The sequence below is a fragment of the Streptomyces sp. NPDC029014 genome, assembly GCF_055564695.1.
Genome location: NZ_JBVHVT010000114.1, coordinates 1 through 21419 on the forward strand (window position 1 = coordinate 1; position 21419 = coordinate 21419).

A 21419-nucleotide genomic window follows, 5' to 3' on the forward strand; every position below is an offset into this window, starting at 1 on the left:
CTTTCTCTCCCCCGCCCTGCTCCTTCCCCGTCCCCCTTTGGGGGGGGGGGGGGGAGGGGGGGGGGGGCCCCCCCCCCCCCCCCCCCCCCCCCCCCCTCCCCGTACAGCCGGCACTCAGCCCTTGCTGACCGCCTGCAGGATCTCCGGCAGCTTCCGGGCCACGACCGGAGCCGCCAGCCGGACACCCGCCCAGGCCGCCGCCGCGCCCCAGACCACGCCCAGCGGGAGCACGGTCCAGGACAGTGACTCCATCCCGTCCGCCGCCTTGAACCAGACCGTCAGCGCGATCACCGGCGAGCAGATCACCGCCGACGCCAGCAGGCCGGCGAAGATGCCCGACCACGCCAGACCGCCCTGCCCCGGGGCGACGTTCTTGAAGGCGCCGTCCGTCGGGATGGAGTACGGGAAGCGGGCCGAGGCCAGCGCGCCCGTGCACAGCATCGACCCCAGCAGGGCCAGCGCCATGCCCAGACCGGCCGGGAAGCCCTGCCAGTCGCCGACCAGGGCGGCCGTGACCGCCGTGACCAGGACCGTGTACGGCACGGTGACCAGGGCCAGGGCGTAGGCGCGGGCCCGCAGCTCCACGTAGGCGTCCCGGGTGCCCCCGATGGTCTGCGCGACCATCCAGAACGCCGAGGTGTCCTGCCCGAACTGGTTGTACATCTGCACGCCCAGCATGCCCGCGCCGAAGCAGGCCAGGTACACCGAGCCGGTGCCCTGCAGGGCGTTGAACACCGGGATGATCAGGCCGACGGCCAGGGCCGACACCCACGACATCTTGGTCTTCGGGTCCCGCACCGCGTAGCGCAGGGTGCGCTGGAGGGTCGCGCCCGTGCGCCCCGCCGGCAGCCACGACCAGATGCCGGCGCCCGCCGACTGCCGCTTCTCCTTGGCCCCGGCCGCGGCGATCGTCGAGCCGTCCGGGGTGACCATGAGCCGGGTCAGGCTGCGCTCCCACAGCCACATCAGCAGCACCACCGCGAGGACGGTCAGCGCCAGCTGGGCGGCCGCCGTCCCGTACGCGCCCCTGCTCGCCGAGTCCACCATGCCGACGGCCGTGGCGGGCGGCAGCCACTGCACCACCGCGGCGGCCGGCTCCAGCTGGGCCAGGCCCCCGGCCTCCATCAGGCGCTGGCTCGCGAAGTTGGCGAGCTGTGCCCCCACCGCGATCACCAGGCCGCTGAGCACGGCGAGGTCGCGGCCCTTGCGGCTGCTCAGCAGCCCGACGTTGGCCGTGGCGACGGTGCGGGCCAGGGCGACACAACCGAGCAGCAACAGCGGTGCGGCCACCACACCGGCCACGATGCCCGCCGACCCCCGTGCGACGGCCACCACCGAGCCGACCGCCACGCACAGCGTGAACAGCGGCCCGATGCCGATGAGAGAGGAGGCCAGCAGGGCCCGGACCAGCGGGCGCGGCCGCAGCGGCAGCATGACCAGCCGGCTCGGGTCGAGCGTCTCGTCCCCGGTGGGGAAGAACAGCGGCATGAACGTCCAACCGAGCGCGAGGATCGCGGCCAGCAGGACGACGACGGTGCCGGCGTGCGCGTGCCCGTGCAGCATGGCCAGGCCGAACGTCAGGAAGAAGGCCACCACCAGCGCGAACGCCAGCGAGGTGAAGTAGGCGGCCTTGCGCTTCGAGGACCCCTTGAGGCCGTTGCGTATCAGCGAGAGCTTCAGCCGGACGAACACGGCGGTGGGGTCCACCGCGGCGGCCGGCCCGGCCGCCGCGGAGGCGGGCGCCGGCCCCGGCAGGGGCCCGGAAGCGGAGGCGGAGGCGGATGCGGTGCTGCTCATCGGGCGGCCTGCCCGCCCAGCCAGTCCAGCGAGTCGCCCGCGGAGCGCCCGCCGGCGCCGACCAGCTCCAGGAACGCGGCCTGCAGCGAGGGCGCGTCGCCCCGTACGGCGGCCAGCGTGCCTGCGGCGCGGATCCGGCCGCCGGCCATGACGGCGACCCAGTCGCACAGCGACTCGACCAGCTCCATCACGTGGGAGGAGAAGACGACCGTGGCGCCCGAGGAGGTGTACCGCTCCAGCACCCCGCGGATGGTCTGGGCCGACACCGGGTCCACGCCCTCGAACGGCTCGTCCAGGAAGAGCACTTCCGGGTTGTGCAGCAGCGCGGCAGCCAGCCCGATCTTCTTGCGCATGCCCGTCGAGTAGTCGACGACCAGCTTGTGCTGCGAGCCCGCGAGGTCGAGGACCTCCAGCAGCTGCGTCGCCCGCTTGTCGGTCTCCTCGCCCGGCAGGCCGCGCAGCCGGCCCATGTAGCCGAGCAGTTCACGGCCCGACAGCCGCTCGAACATGCGCAGGCCCTCGGGCAGCACGCCGATCCGGGACTTCACCTCGACCGGGTCCGTCCACACGTCGTGGCCGGCCACGACGACCCGCCCCATGTCCGGGCGCAGCAGCCCGGTCACCATCGACAGCGTCGTCGTCTTGCCCGCGCCGTTCGGGCCGACCAGGCCGATGAACTTCCCCGCCGGCAGTTCCAGGTCGATCCCCGCGACCGCGACCTGGTCGCCGAAGCGCTTCCACAGGCCTTCCACCCGTACCGCCGCCCGCCCGGCGGCCGGCGCCGGTGCGCCACCCGTCCCGGACGTCCCGCCCGTCGCATCACCCTGGTTCGGCATGCGTCTGCCTCTCGTTCTCGTCCCCGTGGTCCTACCGTTTCACCATAGGGCGGCCCCGAGAGGCGGGGCAGTTACGTATGTCATGACTTCGGGCCGCGAAACGCACCTGGTCCGGGCCGTGTTCGTCAGGGGGTGCGGCGGGCGGCCCGGTCCGCCGCGGCCTCGCGCCCGCACGCGTACGCGAGGGCGTCGATCAGCTCCTCGGCGTCCGGCAGCCAGCGGTTCGCGGGGGTGGGACGGCGGGCCCACTGGACCGATCCCCGGCCGCCGAACCGGGTCGGCGGGGCGGCCACGTACTCGCCCTCGCCCCGCACCCGGAGATCGATCGCGGACGGCGACCAGCCGTACCGGCGGACCATCTCCGGCACCTTGGCAGAGGCGCCGGGCAGCACGAAGAACAGCATCCGGTGGTCGGGCGTCAGGGTGACCGGTCCGAGGGTGCGCTCCATGCGCTCCAGTCGGGCGAGCGCCAGGAACCCCGCGGAGTCCGGAACGTCGAGCGCGTCGAACGTGCGGCCCGTCGGCAGCAGGATCGAGGCCTCGGGCCGCTTCCCCCACAGCTGTCGGACCCGCACCGCGCTGCCCGTGGCGAGCGTCGCCCACTCCTGCACCGCGGGGTGCCCGCCCGGAGCGGGGCAGTCCGCGGCCCCGCAGGAGCACAGCTCCCGCCCGTCCGCGTGCTCCAGCCAGGTGCCGGCGAAGACGTCCCAGTGCCGTTCTTCCGTGTACCGCACGGCATGGTCCAGCAGCAGCTCGGAGCGCTGCTTGGGGATGGGTGCGGTCTCCGTGACTCCGATGGTCTCTTCCACGACCATCACAACTCCCGCGGTCAGGCGGGGTTACGGGGGTAAACCGGCCGGTGGGCGCTGCATCGATCCTGCATACGGGGCGCACTGGTGCACGGATGGGGGCGCGTGGGAGGCCGGGGCGCCGGAGTTGGGTAGCGACACGACGCAGAGCGGATGATTCTCCGCACATCAGGCGGGAAGTGATCATTCCAACGATCACCCGCGGCCTCTGGGGGTTTTCATGGCAGCCAGGCCTCTCCTCGCCCGCCAGCCGAACGAACGGCTGCAGGCACTGATTCAGGAAGCCGGGTGCTCGAACGCCGGGCTCGCCCGGCGCGTCAACATGTGCGGGGCCGAGCACGGCCTCGATCTCCGCTACGACAAGACGTCCGTGGCCCGTTGGCTACGCGGCCAGCAACCGCGGGGCAGGGCCCCGGGAATCATCGCCGAGGCGCTCGGCCGCAAGCTCGGCCGGACCGTCACCATCGACGAGATCGGCATGGCCAACGGCAAGAACCTCGCCTCCGGGATCGGCCTGCAGTTCTCCCCGACCGTCGGCGGCGCCATCGAGCAGGTCAGCGAGTTGTGGCGGAGCGACGTCGGACGGCGCGACTTCCTGTCCGGGTCGAGCGTGGCCGCGTCCGCGCTGGTCGAGCCCAGCCGGGACTGGCTGATCACCGGGGCCGACGCGCAGGTGGCCCGCAACGGCGGCTCGCGCGTCGGCATGTCGGACGTGGAGGCGGTACGGGCCACCACCGAGGCCCTCAAGGAGCTCGACCACCGCTTCGGCAGCGGGCACGTCCGGCCCGTCGTCGTGCACTACCTCAACTCCGTGGTGTCCGGCCTGATCGGGGGTTCGTACCGGGAGCCGGTCGGGCGCGCCCTGTTCGCGGCGGTGGCCCGGCTGACGGAGCTCGCCGGGTACATGGCGGTGGACACCGGGCAGCCGGGCCTGGCACAGCGCTACTACATCCAGGCGCTGCGGCTGGCGCAGGCGGCCGGGGACCGGGCGTACGGCGGGTACGTGTTGGCGGCGTCCATGAGCCACCTCGCCGCGGAGCTCGGCAATCCGCGGGAGATCGCCCAGCTGGCGCGGGCCGCCCAGGAGGGCACGCGCGGGCAGGTGACCCCGCGGGTGGAGGCCATGTTCTACGCGGCCGAGGCGCGCGGGCACGCGCTGCTGGGCGATGCCCGGGCAGCGGCGGTGCTGTCCTCGCGGGCGGTCACGGCACTGGAGCGGGCGGAACCGGAATCTGGGGACGATCCGGTGTGGATCCGGCATTTCGACCAGGCGTACCTCGCGGATGAGCTTGCTCACTGCCACCGGGACCTGGGGCAGGCGGAGCAGGCGGCCCGGCAGGCCCGCGAGGCGCTGGCCGGACTGCCCGCCGGGAAGGAGCGGCGCCGGGCGATCGGGATGCTGCTGCTGGCGGCGGCCCAGGTGCAGCAGCGGGAGGTGGAGCAGGCCTGCCAGACCGCGGCGCGGGCGGCGGAGCTGCTGTCGGGGATCCGCTCCAGCCGGGGTGCGGAGTACCTGGACGACTTCCGGGCGCGGCTCCAGCCGTACCGGGAGGAGGCGGCGGTACGCGAGTTCTCGGCGCGGCTGGAGGCGGTCGCCTGACGGAAGATATGCCCGGGTGTGATGTGAATCATCCGGGAACGTGGGCCTGACGGGGAGGGCGGGGTCCGGGTAGCGTGAGTCGGCGTTCCGTAGGTTCGGTGTGTTCGGAGTAGTCGGCGAAGGAGTCCCGGTGACGGAGAACGGACAGGGGAACGCCCCGCAGGCGGCCCCGCAGCCCGGAGCGCCGTGGGGCCCCGATCCGGCGTACGCGCAGCCGCCGGCGGCCCCCGACCAGCTGCCGCCCCGGCCCGGGCAGGCGGAGCCCGGAGCGGCGCAGTCCGGGCACGTGCTCGGGCCCGGCTGGGAGGGCCCCGGCCAGCCGCACGGCTACGGCTACCCGCCGCTGCCGGAGGCCGCGACCCAGTACATCCCGCCGGTCCCGGCCGGCCCGGAGTCCGCCCCGCCCGGCGCGGCGTACACCCCGCCCGGCGCGGCGTACACCCCGCCCGGCGCGGCGTACACCCCACCGGTCCCGGGTGCCCCGGGCGTCCCGGGCCCGCAGGCGGGCACCGCGTACGACGAGGCGGCGACGCAGTTCATCCCGCCCGTCCCGGCCGGGCCCGCGGCCCCCGGGCACCACGAGGCGGCGACGCAGTACATCCCGCCGGTGCCGGCGGGACCCGCCGCGCCCGCGCACGACGAGGCGGCGACGCAGTTCATCCCGCCGGTGCCGGCGGGCCCGGCGGCACCGGCCCCCTCGTTCGACGAGGCGGCCACCCAGTACATCCCGCCGGTGACCGACGGCTTCGACGGGCTGTTCCGCGACGGCGACGGGGGTGTCGTCGGCAGCGACGGGCACACCCAGCAGCTCCCGCCGATCCAGGAGCCGGTGCTGCGGCAGCCGCCGCCGCGCCCGTACCCGCCGCGCGGGCAGCACCCCGTACCGCCCGGGCGGCACCCGCAGCAGTCGTTCCCGCCGGGCGGGCCGGGGCAGCAGCAGTTCGCCCCGCCGCCCCCGCCCGAGCCGGCCCGGCGCGTGCCGCCGGCGGTCATCGGGGCCGTGGTGGTCGGCCTGGCGGTGGTCGGGCTCGGGGTCGGCGCGCTGCTCAGCGACGGCAAGAAGCAGAACAACGACCCGGCCGCGGCGGCGGACGCCCCCACCCCGTCCGCGGGCAGCTCGGCCGCGGCGGCCGCCGAGGCGCCGGTGGACCCGGCCCGGTCCCAGGCCATCCAGCTGGACAAGCTCCTCGCGGACAGCAACGACAGCCGGTCCAGCGTGATCAAGGCCGTCGACGACATCAAGAGCTGCCGCAACCTGGACACGGCGGCGAGCGACCTGCGCGACGCGGCCCGCCAGCGCGAGGAGCTGGTCACCCGGCTCCAGGACGTGAAGATCGACCAGCTCCCGAACAACGCGAGGCTGTCCGCGGCGCTCAACAAGGCCTGGAAGGCCTCGGCGGACGCCGACAACAGCTACGCGGCCTGGGCGGACGACCTCGCCGGGGAGAAGGGCGACAAGAAGGGCTGCAAGGACGGCCGGGCCCGGAACACCGACGACGCGAGCGACGGCAACAAGTCGAGCGGGGAGGCGACCCGGGCGAAGGAGACGGCCGCGCCCCTGTGGAACTCGATCGCGACCAAGTACAACCTCACCAAACGGGACAAGTCGCAGCTGTAGTCCCGGCGCCCGCGGCCCCAGGCCCTGGCCCTGGCCCTGGCCCTGGCCCTGGCCCTGGCCCTGGCCCTGGCCCTGGCCCAGGCCCTGGCCCAGGCCCTGGCCCTGGCCCGCAGGCCGGGGCCTGCGGGCCAGGGCCCACGTCACGTGGTGCTCGGGGCCTGCTCCAGCGTCTGCGTCATGTCCATCGGCTGCTCGCCCTGCTGGGCGACGAGCCGCCCGGACCGGACGACCTGGAAGGTGACCTGCCCGTTGACGATGCGCGGGAAGCCGGCCAGGGCGCGCATGTTCTCGTAGCGCCAGTTCAGGTCGGGGGTCAGGCCGCCGGTCTTGACGGGGTCCGACTGGTTCAGGGCGCGCGTCACCTTGTGCGGGGTGACGTCCTCGCCGGACTTCAGGCGCTTGATGGCCTCGCTGAGCACGGTGTACGCGATCCAGGTGGTCTGCGTACCGCTGTCGTCCGGGTCCACGGCGTCGTTGCCGAAGGCGTGCTCGGATATCACCTTCCGCATCGGCTTCCAGACCGGGTCGCTCGACACCGGGTACCAACTGGTGACGAGCGCGCCCTCGAAGGGGCTCTCCCGTCCGCCGGTGCGGTCGATGAGGGCCTGGCTGACACTGCCCAGCACGGAGGCGATCTGCGGGTTCCGGCGCTTGTCGTCGGCCCGGCGGAAGGCGTCGAAGAACGTCTCGGTGCGCTGGCCCAGCACGGCCGTCACGCAGCCGCGGTCCTTGCCGCCGGAGGAGTTCGTCAGGGCTTCGCGGGCCTGCGGCGTGTAGTCGGCGGAGTCCTCGGCGGCGCGGATGTCGGCGGCCTCGCCCACCTTGCCGGTGCCGTCGGACCGCAGGCCGGCGTTGAGCAGGATCGGCATGGAGTCGCCGGCGAGGGTGTCGGGCCGGACCAGCGCCACATGGCTGCAGGCGCGGCCCAGCTGGCGTCCGGCGCCGGCGAGGAGCACGGGCTGGCCGCCGTTGACGGGGAAGGAGAGGTTGCTCTGGAACTCCTCCGCGGAGACCCCGTACCCGCCGATGAAGGGGATGCCCTTGACCTCCAGCGGGGCCATGAAGGCACGTCCGTGCTGGCTGTAGGAGCCGACGACGGCGACGGCCTTCTCGGCGATGGCCTTGCGGGCGCAGTCGGCGGCGCCCGACGGGGTGTTCTTCTCGTTGCAGGTGAGCACGCGCAGCTTGCGGCCGTTGATCCCGCCCGACGCGTTGACCCAGTCCTCGTACGCCTTGGCCATACCGGTCATTCCCGGCATGTTGGTGGCGCTGGTGTCCTGCGGGGCGAAGGTCATGACCGTGATGGTGTCCGTGGGGCCGCGCGAGCTTCCGGGGAGCACGCCGCAGCCGGCGAGGAGGCAGGCCCCCGTCGCGGCGGCAGTGGCGGTGCGGAAGCGGGGAGTTGTGCGTCTCCGATCGGTCATGTCCCAGCACCCTTCCGCCCCACGGGGAACTCGGCAGTGAGATCGACGTAACAGCGGGTGACGTCCAGGTGAATGACGGGGGCGTGGTCCTCCACAGGTGCCTGAAGATCGCTCCAGACCGGAACGTACGATCGAAAGCGTGACATTCGCCCAAGCTTCGAAGAACTCTTCCCGACGCGGCGGCCGCTCCTCCACCATGGGCGGCATGCCCCTGAACGACATGCCGTGGTGGCGCTGGCGCAGCAACGTGCGCTCGGCGCTGCACATGCTCTCCGATACCGCCTTCCAGGAAGAGGTCTGGCTCGCGGGCGCCGAGGGATACGGGGACGTCACCGACGCCGTCTACCGGCTGGTCGAGGACACCTGGCTGGACAGCTGGTCCGCTGAGAAGTACGTCGGCACGATCTTCCGCGACGTGCAGGAGGCCACCCTCGTCGACGTCGCTGTCCTCCGCGTGCTGCGCATCCTCCACCAGGTCGGCCCCGACGCCCCCGTGTCCGCCTATCTGGAACACCACGGCTGGCCCGAGGCGGTGCGCGCCGCGCGCGAGGCGCACGTACGGCTGGCACAGGCGGACGGCGAGGACCCGGATGCCGCGCCGCGTTCGCTGGAACTGCTGAGGATGCTCACCCGCCCGGTGTGAAAGGCTGTGGTGCCATGAGCGACGACCCGCAGCCCCAGGCACCCCAGCAGTACGTACTGACCCTGTCCTGCCCCGACAAGCAGGGCATCGTGCACGCCGTGTCCAGTTACCTGTTCATGACCGGATGCAACATCGAGGACAGCCGGCAGTTCGGCGACCGCGACACCGGCCTCTTCTTCATGCGGGTGCACTTCTCGGCCGAGCCCCCCGTCTCCGTGGAGAAGCTGCGGGCCAGCTTCGCCGCGATCGGCGACTCGTTCCGGATGGACTGGGAGATCCACCGCTCCGACGAGCGCATGCGGGTCGTGCTGATGGTGTCGAAGTTCGGGCACTGCCTGAACGACCTGCTGTTCCGCACCCGGATCGGGGCCCTGCCGGTGGAGATCGCCGCCGTCGTCTCCAACCACACCGACTTCGAAGAGCTGGTCCGCTCGTACGACATCCCCTTCCACCACATCCCGGTGACGAAGGACACCAAGGCCGACGCGGAGACGCAGCTGCTGGAGCTGGTCCGCGACGAGAACGTGGAGCTCGTCGTCCTGGCGCGCTACATGCAGGTGCTGTCGGACACCCTGTGCAAGGAGCTCAGCGGCCGCATCATCAACATCCACCACTCCTTCCTGCCGAGCTTCAAGGGCGCCAAGCCGTACCACCAGGCGCACGCCCGCGGTGTGAAGCTGATCGGTGCCACCGCGCACTACGTGACGGCCGACCTCGACGAGGGCCCGATCATCGAGCAGGAGGTCGAGCGGGTCGGCCACGAGGTCACCCCGGACCAGCTCGTCGCGATCGGCCGGGACGTGGAGTGCCAGGCGCTGGCGCGGGCCGTGAAGTGGCACAGCGAGCACCGCGTCCTGCTGAACGGCACCCGCACGGTCGTCTTCGCCTGACCCCCAGGGCGATCCAGCCTCGCCGGCGTTCGAGGCGCAGGGTCCGCGGCAGCGCCCCGGCACACGGCCCGCGGGGCCGCACCGGGCACCGGCCCCCGGGTCCGAGGGCTCCGGCCCCCGCCCGGCCGGGGCCGGACGGGACCGCGGGGGCCAAAGGCTGGTGCTGTGACCGGGAAGGTTCACCGCCTCGCGACAAACCTTTCCGGCGACAGCCCTAGAGGTGGCTGAGGGAGGCGGCCGCGAACAGCACGTCGCGGATCGCCTCCCGGTCACCGTGCTGCCCGACGGCCGCCTCCTCCGGCGAGATGTGCCCGGCGGCCAGCTGGCAGAACTCGGCCCCGTCCAGCGCGATCCGCGCCACCGTGTGCTCCGCCGACGGCTTCGCGGCCGGCGAGTCCAGGGCGATGTCCCAGCTCCCGCCGCCCGAGCCCTCGATCTCCAGGTGCAGGGTCCGGCCGGGCGCCCCGGCCGCGACCAGTCCGCGCGCCGGAGCCGCCAGCCCGGCCCGGCGGCGGTGCGCCAGCGCGCTCGGCAGCAGCCGGGCCGCCAGGTCGATCATCCGGTGCAGGTGCGGTCCCGACGGCGGGTCGTACGGGTAGTCCACCGCCTCCGCGATGTCCCAGGCGTGCACCCAGCACTCGAAGGCCCGCTCCAGGAACGCGTCCCCGAGCGGCAGCGCGAAGTGCCCGTAGTCCACGGACAGCTCGGCCACGCCCCGGCCCGCGAACGACACCGTCCGCACCAGCGTGTGGCCCTGCTCCCGCCACGGCTCGCGGACCTGGCGGGTGATCGGCTGCTCGACGGAGTTCCAGTAGAGCTCCGTACGGGCCGCCGGGCCCCGCTCCTGCGCCGCGGCCGGGCCCAGCGGGTCGTCCAGGCCCAGGGCGCCCGCGATCATCCCGTCCACCGTGAGCAGGTGGCCGATCACCCCGGCGACCGTGGTGCGGCGGGTCTGCCGGTGCTCCTCCTCGAACCACTTCAGCCGGACCGGGGTCTCCCACTCGGAGTCCCCGAAGTCCCGCAGCAGCGCGTCCAGCCGCGCGGTCTCCGTGTCGTACGGGCTCGCCCACGCCGGGAGCGGGATCCGGGCCGGCCGTTTGCCCAGGCAGTCCTCCAGCACCCGCGAGCGCAGCAGCGGCTTGAGGTCCAGGCTCTCCGCCGGGTGCAGCAGCCCCACCGCGTCGCGCAGCCGCAGCGCCTCCTCCGCGCACGGCGCGCACTCGGTGAGGTGCGCCTCCACCGCCTGGATCTCCTCGCCGGAGCAGGCGGCCAGCGCCCACGCGCCGAGCAGCGACTTCAGCACGGCGTGCGAGCGGGGCTCGGGGGCCCGCTCGGGCCGTACGGGCGTCGGCGGCTGCGGTGGCTCCGGCAGCGGCCGGGGCGCGTACCGCGGGTCGAGGTCGTCGGCGGGACCGCGCGGACCCGGTATCCGTGGCGGCCGGCCGATCTGCCGCTCCTCGTGGCCGTCGGATCCGTCGTGGCCGTCGGGTCCGTCGGGTCCGTCGCGTCCGTCGTCGGGACCGTTCATCGGGGCGTTCCATATCCGGGCGGGCCGAAGCCGGGCGGGGTGGCGTCCCCCGGCGTGAGGACGTTGGCGGTGGACAGCAGCTGCAGTCCCAGGCGCAGCCGGCGCCGCGCCTCGTCCTCGCTGATCTGCAGGTCGGCGGCGGCCTGCCGGTAGTCGCGCCGCTTGAAGTAGGCGAGTTCCAGAGCGGCGCGCAGCGGCGCGGGCATCGAGGTGACGATGTAGTCGGCGCGGGCGGCGGCGCTGGCGCTGCGGACCTTCTGCTCGATCTCCTCGCGCGAACCGCGGCCGACCTCGGTCTGGCGCAGCCGGGCGACGGCCTGGCACTGGGTGACCCGGGCCACCCAGGAGCGCAGGGAGCCCTGCTTGGGGTCGTAGGCGTCCGGGTTCTCCCAGATGTAGCCGAACACTTCGCGGGTGATCCGGTCGGCGGCCCTCTCGTCGCCGAGCACCCGGTGGGCCAGGCTGTGCACGAGCGAGGCGAAGCGGTCGTACAGTTCGCCGAGCGCGGCGGCCTCGCCGCGGGCGAGCCGCTGCTGCATGCGGCGGTCCCAGCGCGGTGGTGCGTCCTTCGGCATCGTGCCCCCAGCCGTGTGTCGACGCATCGAATGTAATGGGCACGGGCCGGTGCTCGCCTGTTTTGCGGCAACCTCGCCTGGAAGAGTGGCCCGCCGCGGACGCGCTGTGACGGGGTGTGAACGCAGGGGCGCGGCGCGGCACATGGGGCCGGCACATGGGCACGGATGTGCGCGCCCCGTCGCGCTTCCCGTGCGCGGGTTCGATGCGGCCGCCTCCTTGACGCCTTCGCTTAACGTGCGGGCCGCAAAGGGCTTACGCTCCCGCTTGTCTTGAACTGCACCCCACCGCACACGTGAAGGCGGAACCCCCGATATGGACAGCGCAGAGTACGAGCGCAAGATCGCCGCCCGGTTCGCCACCTTCGACCAGGACGGCAACGGATATATCGACCGCCAGGACTTCAGCGCGGCCGCCAAGGCGGTGCTGGCCGAATTCGGCACGGCCCCGCGCTCGGAGAAGGGCCAGGCCGTGTTCGCGGGCGCGGAGGCGTTCTGGCAGGGGATGGCGGGCATCGCGGACGTCGACGGCGACCAGCGGGTGACCCGGCAGGAGTTCATCACCGGGGCGGCGAAGCGGCTGCGGGACAGCCCGCAGCGGTTCGCGGAGATCGCGCGGCCGTTCCTGCACGCGGTGATCGCGGTGGCCGACGTGGACGGCGGCGGCGTGACCCCGGCCGAGGCGGCCCGCGTCCTGCGCGTCCTGGGCACCCCGGCGGAGCTGGCCGGCCCTGTGGCGGCGGCCCTGGACACGGACGGCGACGGCCGCCTCTCGGAGGACGGCCTCCTCACCGCCTTCGCGTCGTACTGCGGCGTGGAAGCCCCGGACGCCTGACCCACCCCGCGGGCCCCGCCCGCCCGGCCCCCGGCCCCGCGCGGCCTACGCGAAGCGTTCGCGGAGTCGGTATTTGAGGACCTTGCGGAGGGCCTCGTTGCGGGGGAGGGCGTCGAGGAGTTCCAGTTGTTCCGGGAGCTTGTGCGGGGCCAGGCCCTGGGCGCGGAGGTGGTCCGTCAGTCGGTGCAGGGTCAGGGGGGCGGCGCCCGGCGGCTGTTCCACGACGGCGCAGACGCGTTCGCCGCGGTCGGGGTCCGGCAGGCCTATGACGGCGACGTCGCCGACCTCCGGGAGCAGGTGGAGCAGGTCCTCGATCTCCTTCGCCGAGATGTTCTCGCCCTTGCGGATGATGACGTCCTTGCTGCGGCCGGTGAGGACGAGGTAGCCGTCGGGGGTCAGGCGGCCGAGGTCGCCGGTGATCAGGTAGCCGTCCGCGTCGAAGGGGCCGTCGTCCGCCGGTCCGGACTGGTCGAGGTAGCCGTGGCAGACCGCCTCGCCGCGCAGTCGGACCTCGCCGTCCGCGCCGGCGGGCAGCGGGGTGCCGTCGGGGGCCGTGATGCGGATGGACATGCGGGCCGGGGGGCGGCCCTCGGTGGTGGCGAGGTGGTCCGCGGTGTCGTCCGGGGCGCCCATGGTGATCATCGGGACCTCGGTCATGCCGTAGCCGTGGGTGAGCTGGCAGCCCAGTTCCCGGACCACCGCGTGGTACAGCTCGGGCGGCTTCGGGGCGCCGCCGCCGGCGAGCAGGCGGAGGGTCGGGATGAGGGGTTGGGACGGGTTCTTGCGCTGCTCGGCGAGGAACATCGAGTAGAAGGCGGTCGAGCCGCCCGCGACCGTGACCCCGTGGCGCCGGTAGCCGTCCAGCGCGTCCGGCATCGCGAACTTCTCGAAGAGCACCGCGGGGAACCCGTACAGCAGCAGCATCACCGTGTAGTCGGGGCCGGCGATGTGGGCGAAGGGGAACGCCATCGAGCCCACGTCCTGCGGGCCGAGCCGCAGGGCGTGGGCGAGGCAGGAGCCGCCCGCGATCAGCGAGCGGTCGGTGTGCAGGACGCCCTTGGGGTCCGAGGTGGTGCCGGAGGTCCAGTAGATCCAGCGCACGGAGGTTCCGTCGGCGGGCGGTGCGGGGAGTCCGGCCGGGTCCCCGTCCGGGAGGTCGGCGGCCTCGTACGCCGTGAAGACGCCGCGGGCGCCGAGCCGCCCGGCCATCGCGGTGTGGTCGAAGCCCCGCCAGAGGCCGGGGACGGCGAAGAACTCGGCCTTGGACTCGCGCAGCGCGAACCCCACCTCGCGGTCCCGGTAGAAGGGGATCACGGGGGACTGGACGGCCCCGAGCCGGGCCAGGGCGAGCGAGAGCAGGACCGTCTCGATCCGGGTGGGCAGTTGCCAGGCGACGACCGTGCCCGGGCGCACCCCCATCCCGTACAGGCCCGCGGCCACGCGCTCGGCGCGGTCGCGCAGCTCGCCGAAGGTGATCGTCCGGTCGTCGGCGGGGTCCGGGGCCGCCTGGATGAGGACGGGGGCGTCGGGGGTCAGCTCCGCCCGCCGGGCGACGAGTGCCCAGAGGGTGGGGGAGTCGTCCAGTTCGTGCGCGGTGTCGGCCGGCGTCCGCGTCGTTCCCGGCATGGCAGCCCTCCGTTCGACGGGTCATTGCTGACGGGTAGTCAGATAATGGGCAGAGCGTAGGGCCGGGGCGCTTGTCGGTCCAGGGGTGGCGGGGCTAGCGTGGAGCGACCGCATTTTCTGACGGTCCATCAGATCGGCTCGGGTCCATCAGATCGGCTCCGACGGATTCGGCTCACCGGATCAGGCTCGATCCGGCTCGCGGTGAGGGGACACCATGGAACTGCCTCGGATCATCAGCGTCGACGACCACGTCATCGAACCCGCCCACCTCTTCGACGTCTGGCTGCCCGCCAGGTACCGCGACCGCGGCCCCAGGCCGCTCACCGCCGGCATCGGCGAGCTGGAGTACCGCGGCGGCAAGTACGTGATCTCCATGGACCCCGACGGCCCGCCGACCGACTGGTGGATCTACGAGGACCTGAAGTTCCCGTACAAGCGGAACATCGCCGCCGTCGGCTTCGACCGCGACGACATGACCCTGGAGGGCATCACCCGCGCCGAGATGCGCCGCGGCTGCTGGGACCCCAAGGCCCGGCTCGCCGACATGGACCTCAACCACGTCGAGGCCTCGCTCTGCTTCCCCACCTTCCCGCGCTTCTGCGGGCAGACCTTCGCCGAGGCCCGCGACAAGGAGGTCGCCCTCGCCTGCGTGCGCGCGTACAACGACTGGATGGTCGAGGAGTGGTGCGGCGACAGCGGCGGCCGGCTGATCCCGCTGTGCATCATCCCCCTGTGGGACATCGACCTGGCCGTCGCAGAGATCCGCCGCAACGCCGCCCGCGGGGTCCGCGCCGTCACCTTCTCCGAGATCCCCACCTACCTCGGGCTCCCCTCCATCCACTCCGGCTACTGGGACCCCTTCTTCGCCGTCTGCCAGGAGACCGGCACCGTCGTCAACATGCACATCGGGTCCTCGTCCCAGATGCCGGCCGCCTCCCCCGACGCCCCGCCCGCCGTCCAGGCCTCGCTGAGCTTCAACAACGCCATGGCCTCGATGATGGACTTCCTCTTCAGCGGGGTCCTGGTGAAGTTCCCGCAGCTCAAGCTCGCCTACAGCGAGGGCCAGATGGGCTGGATCCCGTACGCCCTGGAACGCGCCGACGACGTCTGGCAGGAGCACCGCGCCTGGGGCGGGGTCCGCGACCTGATCCCGGAGCCGCCGTCCACGTACTACTACCGGCAGATGTTCTGCTGCTTCTTCCGGGACAAGCACGGCATCGCCTCGCTCGACGTCGTCGGACGCGACAACGCCACCTTCGAGACCGACTACCCGCACGTCGACTCGACCTTCCCGCACACCAAGGAGGTCGCCCTCGACCACGTCAAGGGCCTCGACGAGGAGACGGTCTACAAGCTCATGCGCGGCAACGCCATCCGCATGCTCGGCCTCGACCTGGACCGCGACCGGGCCGCGACCGGCGCCGGGACGGCACGGTAACGGTAGTGGACCTCGCGTACACGCAGGAGGAGCAGGAGTTCCGGGCGCGGCTGCGCGAGTGGCTCGCCAAGGTGCTGCCCGAGCTGCCGCCGAAGCCGTCCCCCGACGACTGGCCGGGCCGCCGCGCCCACGACCTCGGCTGGCAGCGCAGGCTGTACGACGCCGGGTACGCGGGCCTGCACTGGCCCGTCGACGCCGGCGGGCGCGGCGCCACCCCCACCCAGCACCTGATCTTCCTGGAGGAGACCGAGCGCGCCGGGGCCCCCTACGTCGGCGCGAACTTCGTCGGGCTGCTGCACGCCGGCCCGACCATCGCCGCCGAGGGCACCGCCGAGCAGCGCGCCCGCTGGCTGCCGCCCGTGCTGCGCGGCGACGAGGTGTGGTGCCAGGGCTTCAGCGAGCCCGGCGCCGGCTCCGACCTGGCCTCCCTGCGGACGCGCGCGGTCCGCGACGGCGACGCGTACGTCGTCACCGGCTCGAAGGTGTGGACCTCGCACGCGGAGATCGCCGACTGGTGCGAACTCCTCGTCCGCACCGACCCCGGCGCGCCGCGGCACAGGGGCATCTCCTGGCTGGCCATGCCCATGGACGCGCCCGGCGTGACGGTCAGGCCGCTGCGCACCCTGGCCGGGAGCACCGAGTTCGCCGAGGTGTTCCTCGACGAGGTGCGGGTCCCGGTGGCCAACCGGGTCGGGGAGGAGAACGACGGCTGGCGGGTCACCATGGTCACCCTCTCCTTCGAGCGGGGCACGGCCTTCGTCGGCGAGGTGGTGGCCTGCCGGCGCACCCTGGGCGAGCTCGCCCGCGCGGCGAGGGCGAACGGCCGCTGGGACGACCCGGTGCTGCGGCGCCGCATCGGCCGGCTGCACGCGGAGTTCGGCGCGCTGTGGCGGCTCACCCAGTGGAACGTGAGCGGGGCCATGGGGGTCCCCCCTGTTCGAGCGGAGTCGAGAACTCGGGGGAGGTCGGGCGGGGTCCCGGGGACGGGCGGATCGGTGTTCAAGCTGGCCTACTCGCACGCGCGGCAGGAGCTGTACGACACGGCCGCCGAGGTGCTGGGCGCGGGCTCGCTCGTACTGGAGGAGGAGTGGGTGCGCGAGCGGCTGTCCTCCCTGTCGTACACGATCGCCGCGGGCACCTCGCAGATCCAGCGCAACATCGTCGCCGAGCGGATCCTCGGCCTCCCGAAGGGCCGGTGAAGGGCATGGACTTCCAGCCGACGCAGGAGCAGCGGGACCTGCGGGCGGGCGTACGGGAGCTGCTGGCGCGGCGGTACGGGCGCGAGGCGCTGCGGGCCGCCGTGGACGCCGCAGCGGCGGTGGCGCTCGACCGGGGGCTGTGGCGGGAGCTGGGCGGGGCCGGGTTCTTCGCGCTGCGGCTGCCGGAGGCGGCCGGCGGCGTCGGGCTCGGGCTCGCGGAGGCGGTGCTCGTCTTCGAGGAGGCCGGGCGGGCGCTGCTGCCGGGGCCGCTGGTGGCGACGCACCTGGCGGCCGGGACGGTCCCGGGCGCGGCGGAGGGCACCACGGTCGTCACGGCCTTCGACCTGGGCGGCGGGGGCGGGCCGGAAGTGCCGGGCGGTGCTCTCGTGGCGCATCTGGGGGAGGCGGACGCCGTCCTCGGGTCGGGCGTGGCCCCGGTGGAGCTGCTCGGCACGGGTGAGCCGGTCCGCTCGGTGGACCCCCTGACCCCGCTGCACCGCGTGCCCGCCCCCGCGGACGGGGCGGAGGCGGCTCCGTACCGTGACGAGGGCGCGCTCCTGACGGCGGCGCTCCAGCTCGGCAGCGCCCTGCGCACCATGGAGCTGGCGGTGCGCCATGCGAAGGAGCGCGAGCAGTTCGGGCAGCCGATCGGGGGGTTCCAGGCGGTCAAGCACCTGTGCGCGGGGATGCTGGTGCGCGCGGATCTCGCCCGGACGGCGGTGTACGCGGCGGCGGTCACGGCGGACCCGGTGGAGATCGCCGGGGCGAAGCTGCTCGCGGACGAGGCCGCCGTCGGCAACGCGCGCGACTGCCTCCAGGTGCACGGCGGCATGGGCTTCACCTGGGAGGCCGACGTCCACCTGCACCTGAAGCGGGCTTGGCTGCGGGCCGAGCAGTGGTGGACGGCGGGCGAGGCGGAGGAGGTGCTGGCGGCCGATTTGCTGGCCACTGGCGGGGGCTGACGCGGCACGCATGTCCGATTACGGAGAGTTGATATCGGTTTGTGTCCTTGGCGGGGCCCGAAGCGGCCCGAATGCGGGGGACTGCTCCGGTACGCTCCCGGGAATGCGAGCGGTAGCGCGGCGTGAGCGCCGCACAGTATGCACCACGCCTTCATCTTCGCGCTGGAATATGCCTGAAGCGCTTGTCGCGGTGACTGTATGTCAACCATGCTGCTGCGCAGAGGGGTCACGTTCGGTGATCCCGTCCTGTCACAAGGCGACGTGTCCGCCGGTTCGGATGGTGTGAGCGGTGCAGGTGCTTCAGGTGCAGCTGGAGGTAGGACCGGACCCCGCGGAGGTCGGCCGGGCCCGCCGGTGGGCGCGTTCCCGGCTGGCGGGGTGCGGGATAAAGGACGACGAGCCGCTCGCCGAGACGCTGATCCTGTTGATCTCCGAGTTGGTCACCAATGCCGTGGTGCACACCGGCTGCCCGGCGGTGCTGCGGATGCTGTTCGGTGGGCCGGGCGTGCGGGTGGAGGTCGCCGACGCCAGTGACCGTGCCCCGTCCCGGCGGCAGGCCTGCGGGGAGGACACCGGCGGGCGCGGGCTGGAGCTGGTCGACGGGCTCGCCGACCGGTGGGGCTGGCAGCGTGAGGGCGGCGGCAAACGGATCTGGTGCGAGGTCGACCGCGCGGACGGCGCCAAGGGCCGCGCCTCCACCTGCACGGACGGGCCGCGCGAAAATTTCGGGCCGATCCGGGAACCGCGCGTGTACCTCTAACGAGGTGTTGACGGTTCGTCAACTGTTGATCACCCTGGTGTGGAGCGATTCGTCGCGAGGGGACGCCAAGGGCAGGCCTTGACGAGTGCGGGTCGCGGGGGTGGCGGCTGCCGTGCCGCGCTCGGGGCGTGCGCGACTGTACGCCGCCACCCGCTGTACCGCACCCGGTCACGCCCGGCCCCCGCCGACTGCCGGCCGGCCGTCACCGTGGCGGGCTGACGAGCCCCATCTCATAGGCCTTGATCACCAGTTGGACCCGGTCGCGGGCGTCGAGCTTCGTCAGTAGCCGTGCCACATGTGATTTGGCGGTGGCGATGGAGATGAAGAGGCTCTCCGCGATCTCACTGTTCGACAGTCCTCGTCCGACGAGCGTCAGGACTTCTTGCTCCCGCTCCGTGACGACCGGCACCCGCTCCGGGGCGGGCGCCGGGGCCGCGGCGAAGTCCGCTATCAGCCGCCGCGTGACGCCCGGTGCGAGCAGAGAGTCACCGGCGGCGACGACGCGGACGGCCGCCAGGATGTCGTCCAGAGCCATGTCCTTGACGGCGAAGCCGCTCGCGCCGGCGCGCAGCGCCCCGTAGACGTGGTCGTCCTCGTCGAAGGTGGTCAGGATCAGCACCCGGGCCCCGCCCGACGCACCCCCCGACGCCCCGCCCGACGAGCCGCCCTCCGTCCCGCCGCGGCCGGGGCGCCCGCCGGGGCGGCCGGCGGTGATCCGGCGGGTGGCTTCGATGCCGTCCATCTCCGGCATCCGGATGTCCATCACCACCACGTCCGGGTCGAGCTCGGCGGTGAGCCGGACCGCCTCGGCGCCGTTCGCCGCCTCGCCGACGACCTCCATGTCCGGGGTGTCGGCCATCAGGACCCGCAGCCCCGACCGCACCAGCGGCTGGTCGTCGGCCAGCAGAACGCGGATGCTGCCGCTCATCGCTCCCCTTCCTTCACGTACTCGTCCATGCGCTCGTCCTCGCGGTCGCCCCCACCATGCTGCGGTTCGGCAGACTCGGGCGGCCCGGCCGGGTCGACGGGCAGGCCGGCCGCCACCCGGAAGCCGCCCCCGGGTATGGGCCCGGCCTCGAAGCGGCCGCCGAGCAGGGCGGTCCGCTCCCGCATGCCGGTGATGCCGAATCCGCTGCCGGAGTGCGCCACCGCGGTCGCCCGCCCGTCGTCGGTGATCTCCAGGGCCAGCTCCCCGTCCCCGTACCCGACGGCCACCCGGCACGTGGCCGCCCCGGCGTGCCGGACGACGTTCGTCAGGGACTCCTGCACGATCCGGAACGCTGCCAGCTCGATGTCCGGCGGCAGGGGCCGCCGCTCTCCGGACCGGACCACCTCGATCTGGACCCCGGTGTCGCTCCCGGTCGCGGCGGCGAGCTGCTCCAGCCCGTCGAGGCCGGGTGTGGGGGCCAGCGGTGCGGGTTCGCTGCGGCGCAGTGCCACCAGGGTGCGGCGCAGGCTCGCCAGGGTCTCCCGGCTGGTGGATTCGATGGCTTGCAGCGCCTCGCGGGCTTGTGCGGGCTGCTTGTCGATGACGCGGCTGCCGACGCCCGCCTGGATCGCGATGATGCCGATGCTGTGGGCGACCAGGTCGTGCAGTTCGCGGGCGATGCGCAGCCGTTCCTCGGCGAGGGCCTGTTCGGTGGCGCGGGCCTGCTCCTGCGCGGCGGACTCGCGGCTGCGCCGCATGGAGTCGCCTATCAGCCAGGCCAGTACGACGATCGGCAGCTGGCTCTGTGCGAGCACGAGGCCGGGCCCGCCGAGGACGGGCCGGGCGAGCTGCCCGAGCAGCACGGCCAGCACCGTGACGGCGACGGCGGTCAGGGCGACCCGCCGGGGCCGGGAGGAGGCGACGCGTCCGAGCGCGACCGCGCCGGCCACCACCGGGACGAACGTCATCTGCGGCGTGTTCGTCACGAATATCAGCGCGCACGCGGTGACCAGCATCAGCGAAAGGGTGACGCCCGGTGCCCGCCGCACCAGGAGCGCGGCGACCGCGAGCCCGATCACGATGAGCAGCGGGCCCGGTCCGAAGATCTGGTCGCCGACCCCGAGCGGTACGCGCAGCACTATGTTCGACAGCACGAGCGTGACCAGCCCGGCCCCGACCCAGAGCGCCGCCGTCTGCCATCGATGCCCGGCGCCGGCCCCAACCTGCCGCGCACCGCCTTCTGCCTTCCCCCGTGAGATTTCCATGCCCTGAACTTAATCACCGCTCCACGACCGGGACATCGGCCTGCGGGCTGCATCCCGGAGGCGGAGTGACGGCCGGTCAGCGGTGGGCGGGAGTCAGGGTGAGGTGGGCGACGGGCAGGACGCGCCACGCGGGCCGCCGCCCGTCGCGCAGCACGATGCTGAAGCCGGCGGGCTCGCCGCGGTGCAGGGCGGCCAGGGCTTGCACCCGCCCGCCGCCGTCGGCCCAGGCGAGCGCGCGGTCGACCTCTGCGGGGGACAGGGCGAAGGGGTGCGTGGTCCGGATCTGCATCCGGACCAGCCGGATCGCCCTTTCGGGCGTCTCCAGCATCGTCCGGTACAGCAGCTCGGGCCGCCGGTCGTGGCCGTCCCGGTAACAGACGGCCTCGAACCAGTACCCGGTGTGGATCCCCGCCGTGTAGTCCTGCGGCGTCCGGGACGAGTGGTCGTGGTGGATGCGGCACATGCGCGGTACTCCTGCCCGTGCGGCGGGTCGCCCCCTCCGGGCCGGTGCGAGCAGCAGGGAGGGGGCAACGGTGCGCCCTCCCCAACTGGCGCAGGGCTGAGGAGGGTTGCGCGGCTCCGGGTCGGCCCGGGCCGCGCACGGCAGACGCCCCCGCTTGGGACAAAGGGGTGTCCCGCGTTTTCCGTCTTCCCAGTGAGACTGGCCTCTTTCGCAGTGGAGAAGGAGG

General features: G+C 73.4%; 19 protein-coding genes. 9 read left to right on the forward strand and 10 right to left on the reverse strand.

Annotation, left to right across the window (positions count from 1 at the left end; translation table 11 throughout):
* Positions 1-114 precede the first annotated feature (114 nt).
* From ACZ4VL_RS36850 to ACZ4VL_RS36860, 3 genes are all read right to left on the reverse strand, one after another.
* The gene (locus tag ACZ4VL_RS36850) at positions 115-1797 is read right to left on the reverse strand and encodes a transporter (protein ID WP_468209200.1); all 1683 of its coding nucleotides are present in this window, start codon (positions 1795-1797) and stop codon (positions 115-117) included.
* A complete protein-coding gene (locus ACZ4VL_RS36855; protein WP_468209203.1) occupies positions 1794-2633 on the reverse strand; it encodes an ABC transporter ATP-binding protein in 840 nt (279 codons plus the stop codon). Before ACZ4VL_RS36855 ends, ACZ4VL_RS36850 begins: the two co-directional genes overlap by 4 nt.
* Positions 2634-2758: 125 nt before the next feature.
* The gene (locus ACZ4VL_RS36860; protein ID WP_468209244.1) at positions 2759-3442 is read right to left on the reverse strand and encodes a bifunctional DNA primase/polymerase; all 684 of its coding nucleotides are present in this window, start codon (positions 3440-3442) and stop codon (positions 2759-2761) included.
* A gap of 220 nt (positions 3443-3662) precedes the next feature.
* Between ACZ4VL_RS36860 and ACZ4VL_RS36865 the strand changes: the two genes are divergently transcribed.
* Together ACZ4VL_RS36865 and ACZ4VL_RS36870 are read left to right on the forward strand one after the other, a co-directional pair.
* Entirely contained in the window at positions 3663-5042 is a 1380-nt protein-coding gene (locus tag ACZ4VL_RS36865; protein WP_468209206.1) for a transcriptional regulator, read from the forward strand.
* Between the two features lie 130 nt (positions 5043-5172).
* The gene (locus ACZ4VL_RS36870; protein ID WP_468209208.1) at positions 5173-6660 is read left to right on the forward strand and encodes a hypothetical protein; all 1488 of its coding nucleotides are present in this window, start codon (positions 5173-5175) and stop codon (positions 6658-6660) included.
* A gap of 140 nt (positions 6661-6800) precedes the next feature.
* Here the strand turns inward: ACZ4VL_RS36870 and ACZ4VL_RS36875 are convergent, their stop codons facing one another.
* The gene (locus tag ACZ4VL_RS36875) at positions 6801-8084 is read right to left on the reverse strand and encodes an ABC transporter substrate-binding protein (RefSeq protein WP_468209211.1); all 1284 of its coding nucleotides are present in this window, start codon (positions 8082-8084) and stop codon (positions 6801-6803) included.
* Between the two features lie 196 nt (positions 8085-8280).
* Between ACZ4VL_RS36875 and ACZ4VL_RS36880 the strand changes: the two genes are divergently transcribed.
* Complete coding sequence (locus ACZ4VL_RS36880) at positions 8281-8727, forward strand: SCO4402 family protein (protein WP_468209246.1); 447 nt, start codon at positions 8281-8283, stop codon at positions 8725-8727.
* Between the two features lie 14 nt (positions 8728-8741).
* Complete coding sequence (gene purU / locus ACZ4VL_RS36885; RefSeq protein WP_468209214.1) at positions 8742-9617, forward strand: formyltetrahydrofolate deformylase; 876 nt, start codon at positions 8742-8744, stop codon at positions 9615-9617.
* A gap of 214 nt (positions 9618-9831) precedes the next feature.
* On the opposite strand, the gene ACZ4VL_RS36890 is transcribed toward purU, so the two are convergent.
* Together ACZ4VL_RS36890 and ACZ4VL_RS36895 are read right to left on the reverse strand one after the other, a co-directional pair.
* Positions 9832-11145 carry a zf-HC2 domain-containing protein gene (locus tag ACZ4VL_RS36890; protein WP_468209217.1) on the reverse strand — a complete coding sequence of 438 codons (1314 nt, stop codon included), beginning with the start codon at positions 11143-11145 and terminating at the stop codon, positions 9832-9834.
* Positions 11142-11720: a sigma factor gene (locus tag ACZ4VL_RS36895; protein WP_452941337.1), complete on the reverse strand. Its 579-nt coding sequence runs from the start codon at positions 11718-11720 to the stop codon at positions 11142-11144. The genes ACZ4VL_RS36890 and ACZ4VL_RS36895 overlap by 4 nt, the downstream gene beginning before the upstream one ends.
* Positions 11721-12033: 313 nt before the next feature.
* Between ACZ4VL_RS36895 and ACZ4VL_RS36900 the strand changes: the two genes are divergently transcribed.
* A complete protein-coding gene (locus ACZ4VL_RS36900; protein WP_468209220.1) occupies positions 12034-12552 on the forward strand; it encodes an EF-hand domain-containing protein in 519 nt (172 codons plus the stop codon).
* Positions 12553-12597: 45 nt separating this feature from the next.
* On the opposite strand, the gene ACZ4VL_RS36905 is transcribed toward ACZ4VL_RS36900, so the two are convergent.
* Complete coding sequence (locus tag ACZ4VL_RS36905; RefSeq protein ID WP_468209223.1) at positions 12598-14178, reverse strand: class I adenylate-forming enzyme family protein; 1581 nt, start codon at positions 14176-14178, stop codon at positions 12598-12600.
* 214 nt (positions 14179-14392) lie between these two features.
* On the opposite strand from ACZ4VL_RS36905, the gene ACZ4VL_RS36910 reads away from it, so the two are divergent.
* From ACZ4VL_RS36910 to ACZ4VL_RS36925, 4 genes are all read left to right on the forward strand, one after another.
* Positions 14393-15616, forward strand: coding sequence for an amidohydrolase family protein (locus ACZ4VL_RS36910; RefSeq protein WP_468209225.1), 1224 nt, complete (start codon positions 14393-14395; stop codon positions 15614-15616).
* Between the two features lie 5 nt (positions 15617-15621).
* Positions 15622-16815: an acyl-CoA dehydrogenase gene (locus tag ACZ4VL_RS36915; protein ID WP_468209228.1), complete on the forward strand. Its 1194-nt coding sequence runs from the start codon at positions 15622-15624 to the stop codon at positions 16813-16815.
* Between the two features lie 5 nt (positions 16816-16820).
* Positions 16821-17777: an acyl-CoA dehydrogenase family protein gene (locus ACZ4VL_RS36920; RefSeq protein ID WP_468209230.1), complete on the forward strand. Its 957-nt coding sequence runs from the start codon at positions 16821-16823 to the stop codon at positions 17775-17777.
* Between the two features lie 289 nt (positions 17778-18066).
* Entirely contained in the window at positions 18067-18537 is a 471-nt protein-coding gene (locus ACZ4VL_RS36925) for an ATP-binding protein (protein WP_468209232.1), read from the forward strand.
* A gap of 202 nt (positions 18538-18739) precedes the next feature.
* On the opposite strand, the gene ACZ4VL_RS36930 is transcribed toward ACZ4VL_RS36925, so the two are convergent.
* The 3 genes from ACZ4VL_RS36930 to ACZ4VL_RS36940 form a co-directional block, all read right to left on the reverse strand.
* Positions 18740-19465 (reverse strand): response regulator, encoded by a 726-nt coding sequence (locus ACZ4VL_RS36930; protein ID WP_468209235.1) that lies wholly within the window; start codon positions 19463-19465, stop codon positions 18740-18742.
* On the reverse strand, positions 19462-20730 hold the full coding sequence (locus ACZ4VL_RS36935; protein ID WP_468209238.1) for a sensor histidine kinase: 1269 nt from the start codon (positions 20728-20730) through the stop codon (positions 19462-19464). Before ACZ4VL_RS36935 ends, ACZ4VL_RS36930 begins: the two co-directional genes overlap by 4 nt.
* A gap of 76 nt (positions 20731-20806) precedes the next feature.
* A complete protein-coding gene (locus ACZ4VL_RS36940; protein WP_468209241.1) occupies positions 20807-21193 on the reverse strand; it encodes a hypothetical protein in 387 nt (128 codons plus the stop codon).
* Positions 21194-21419 lie beyond the last annotated feature (226 nt).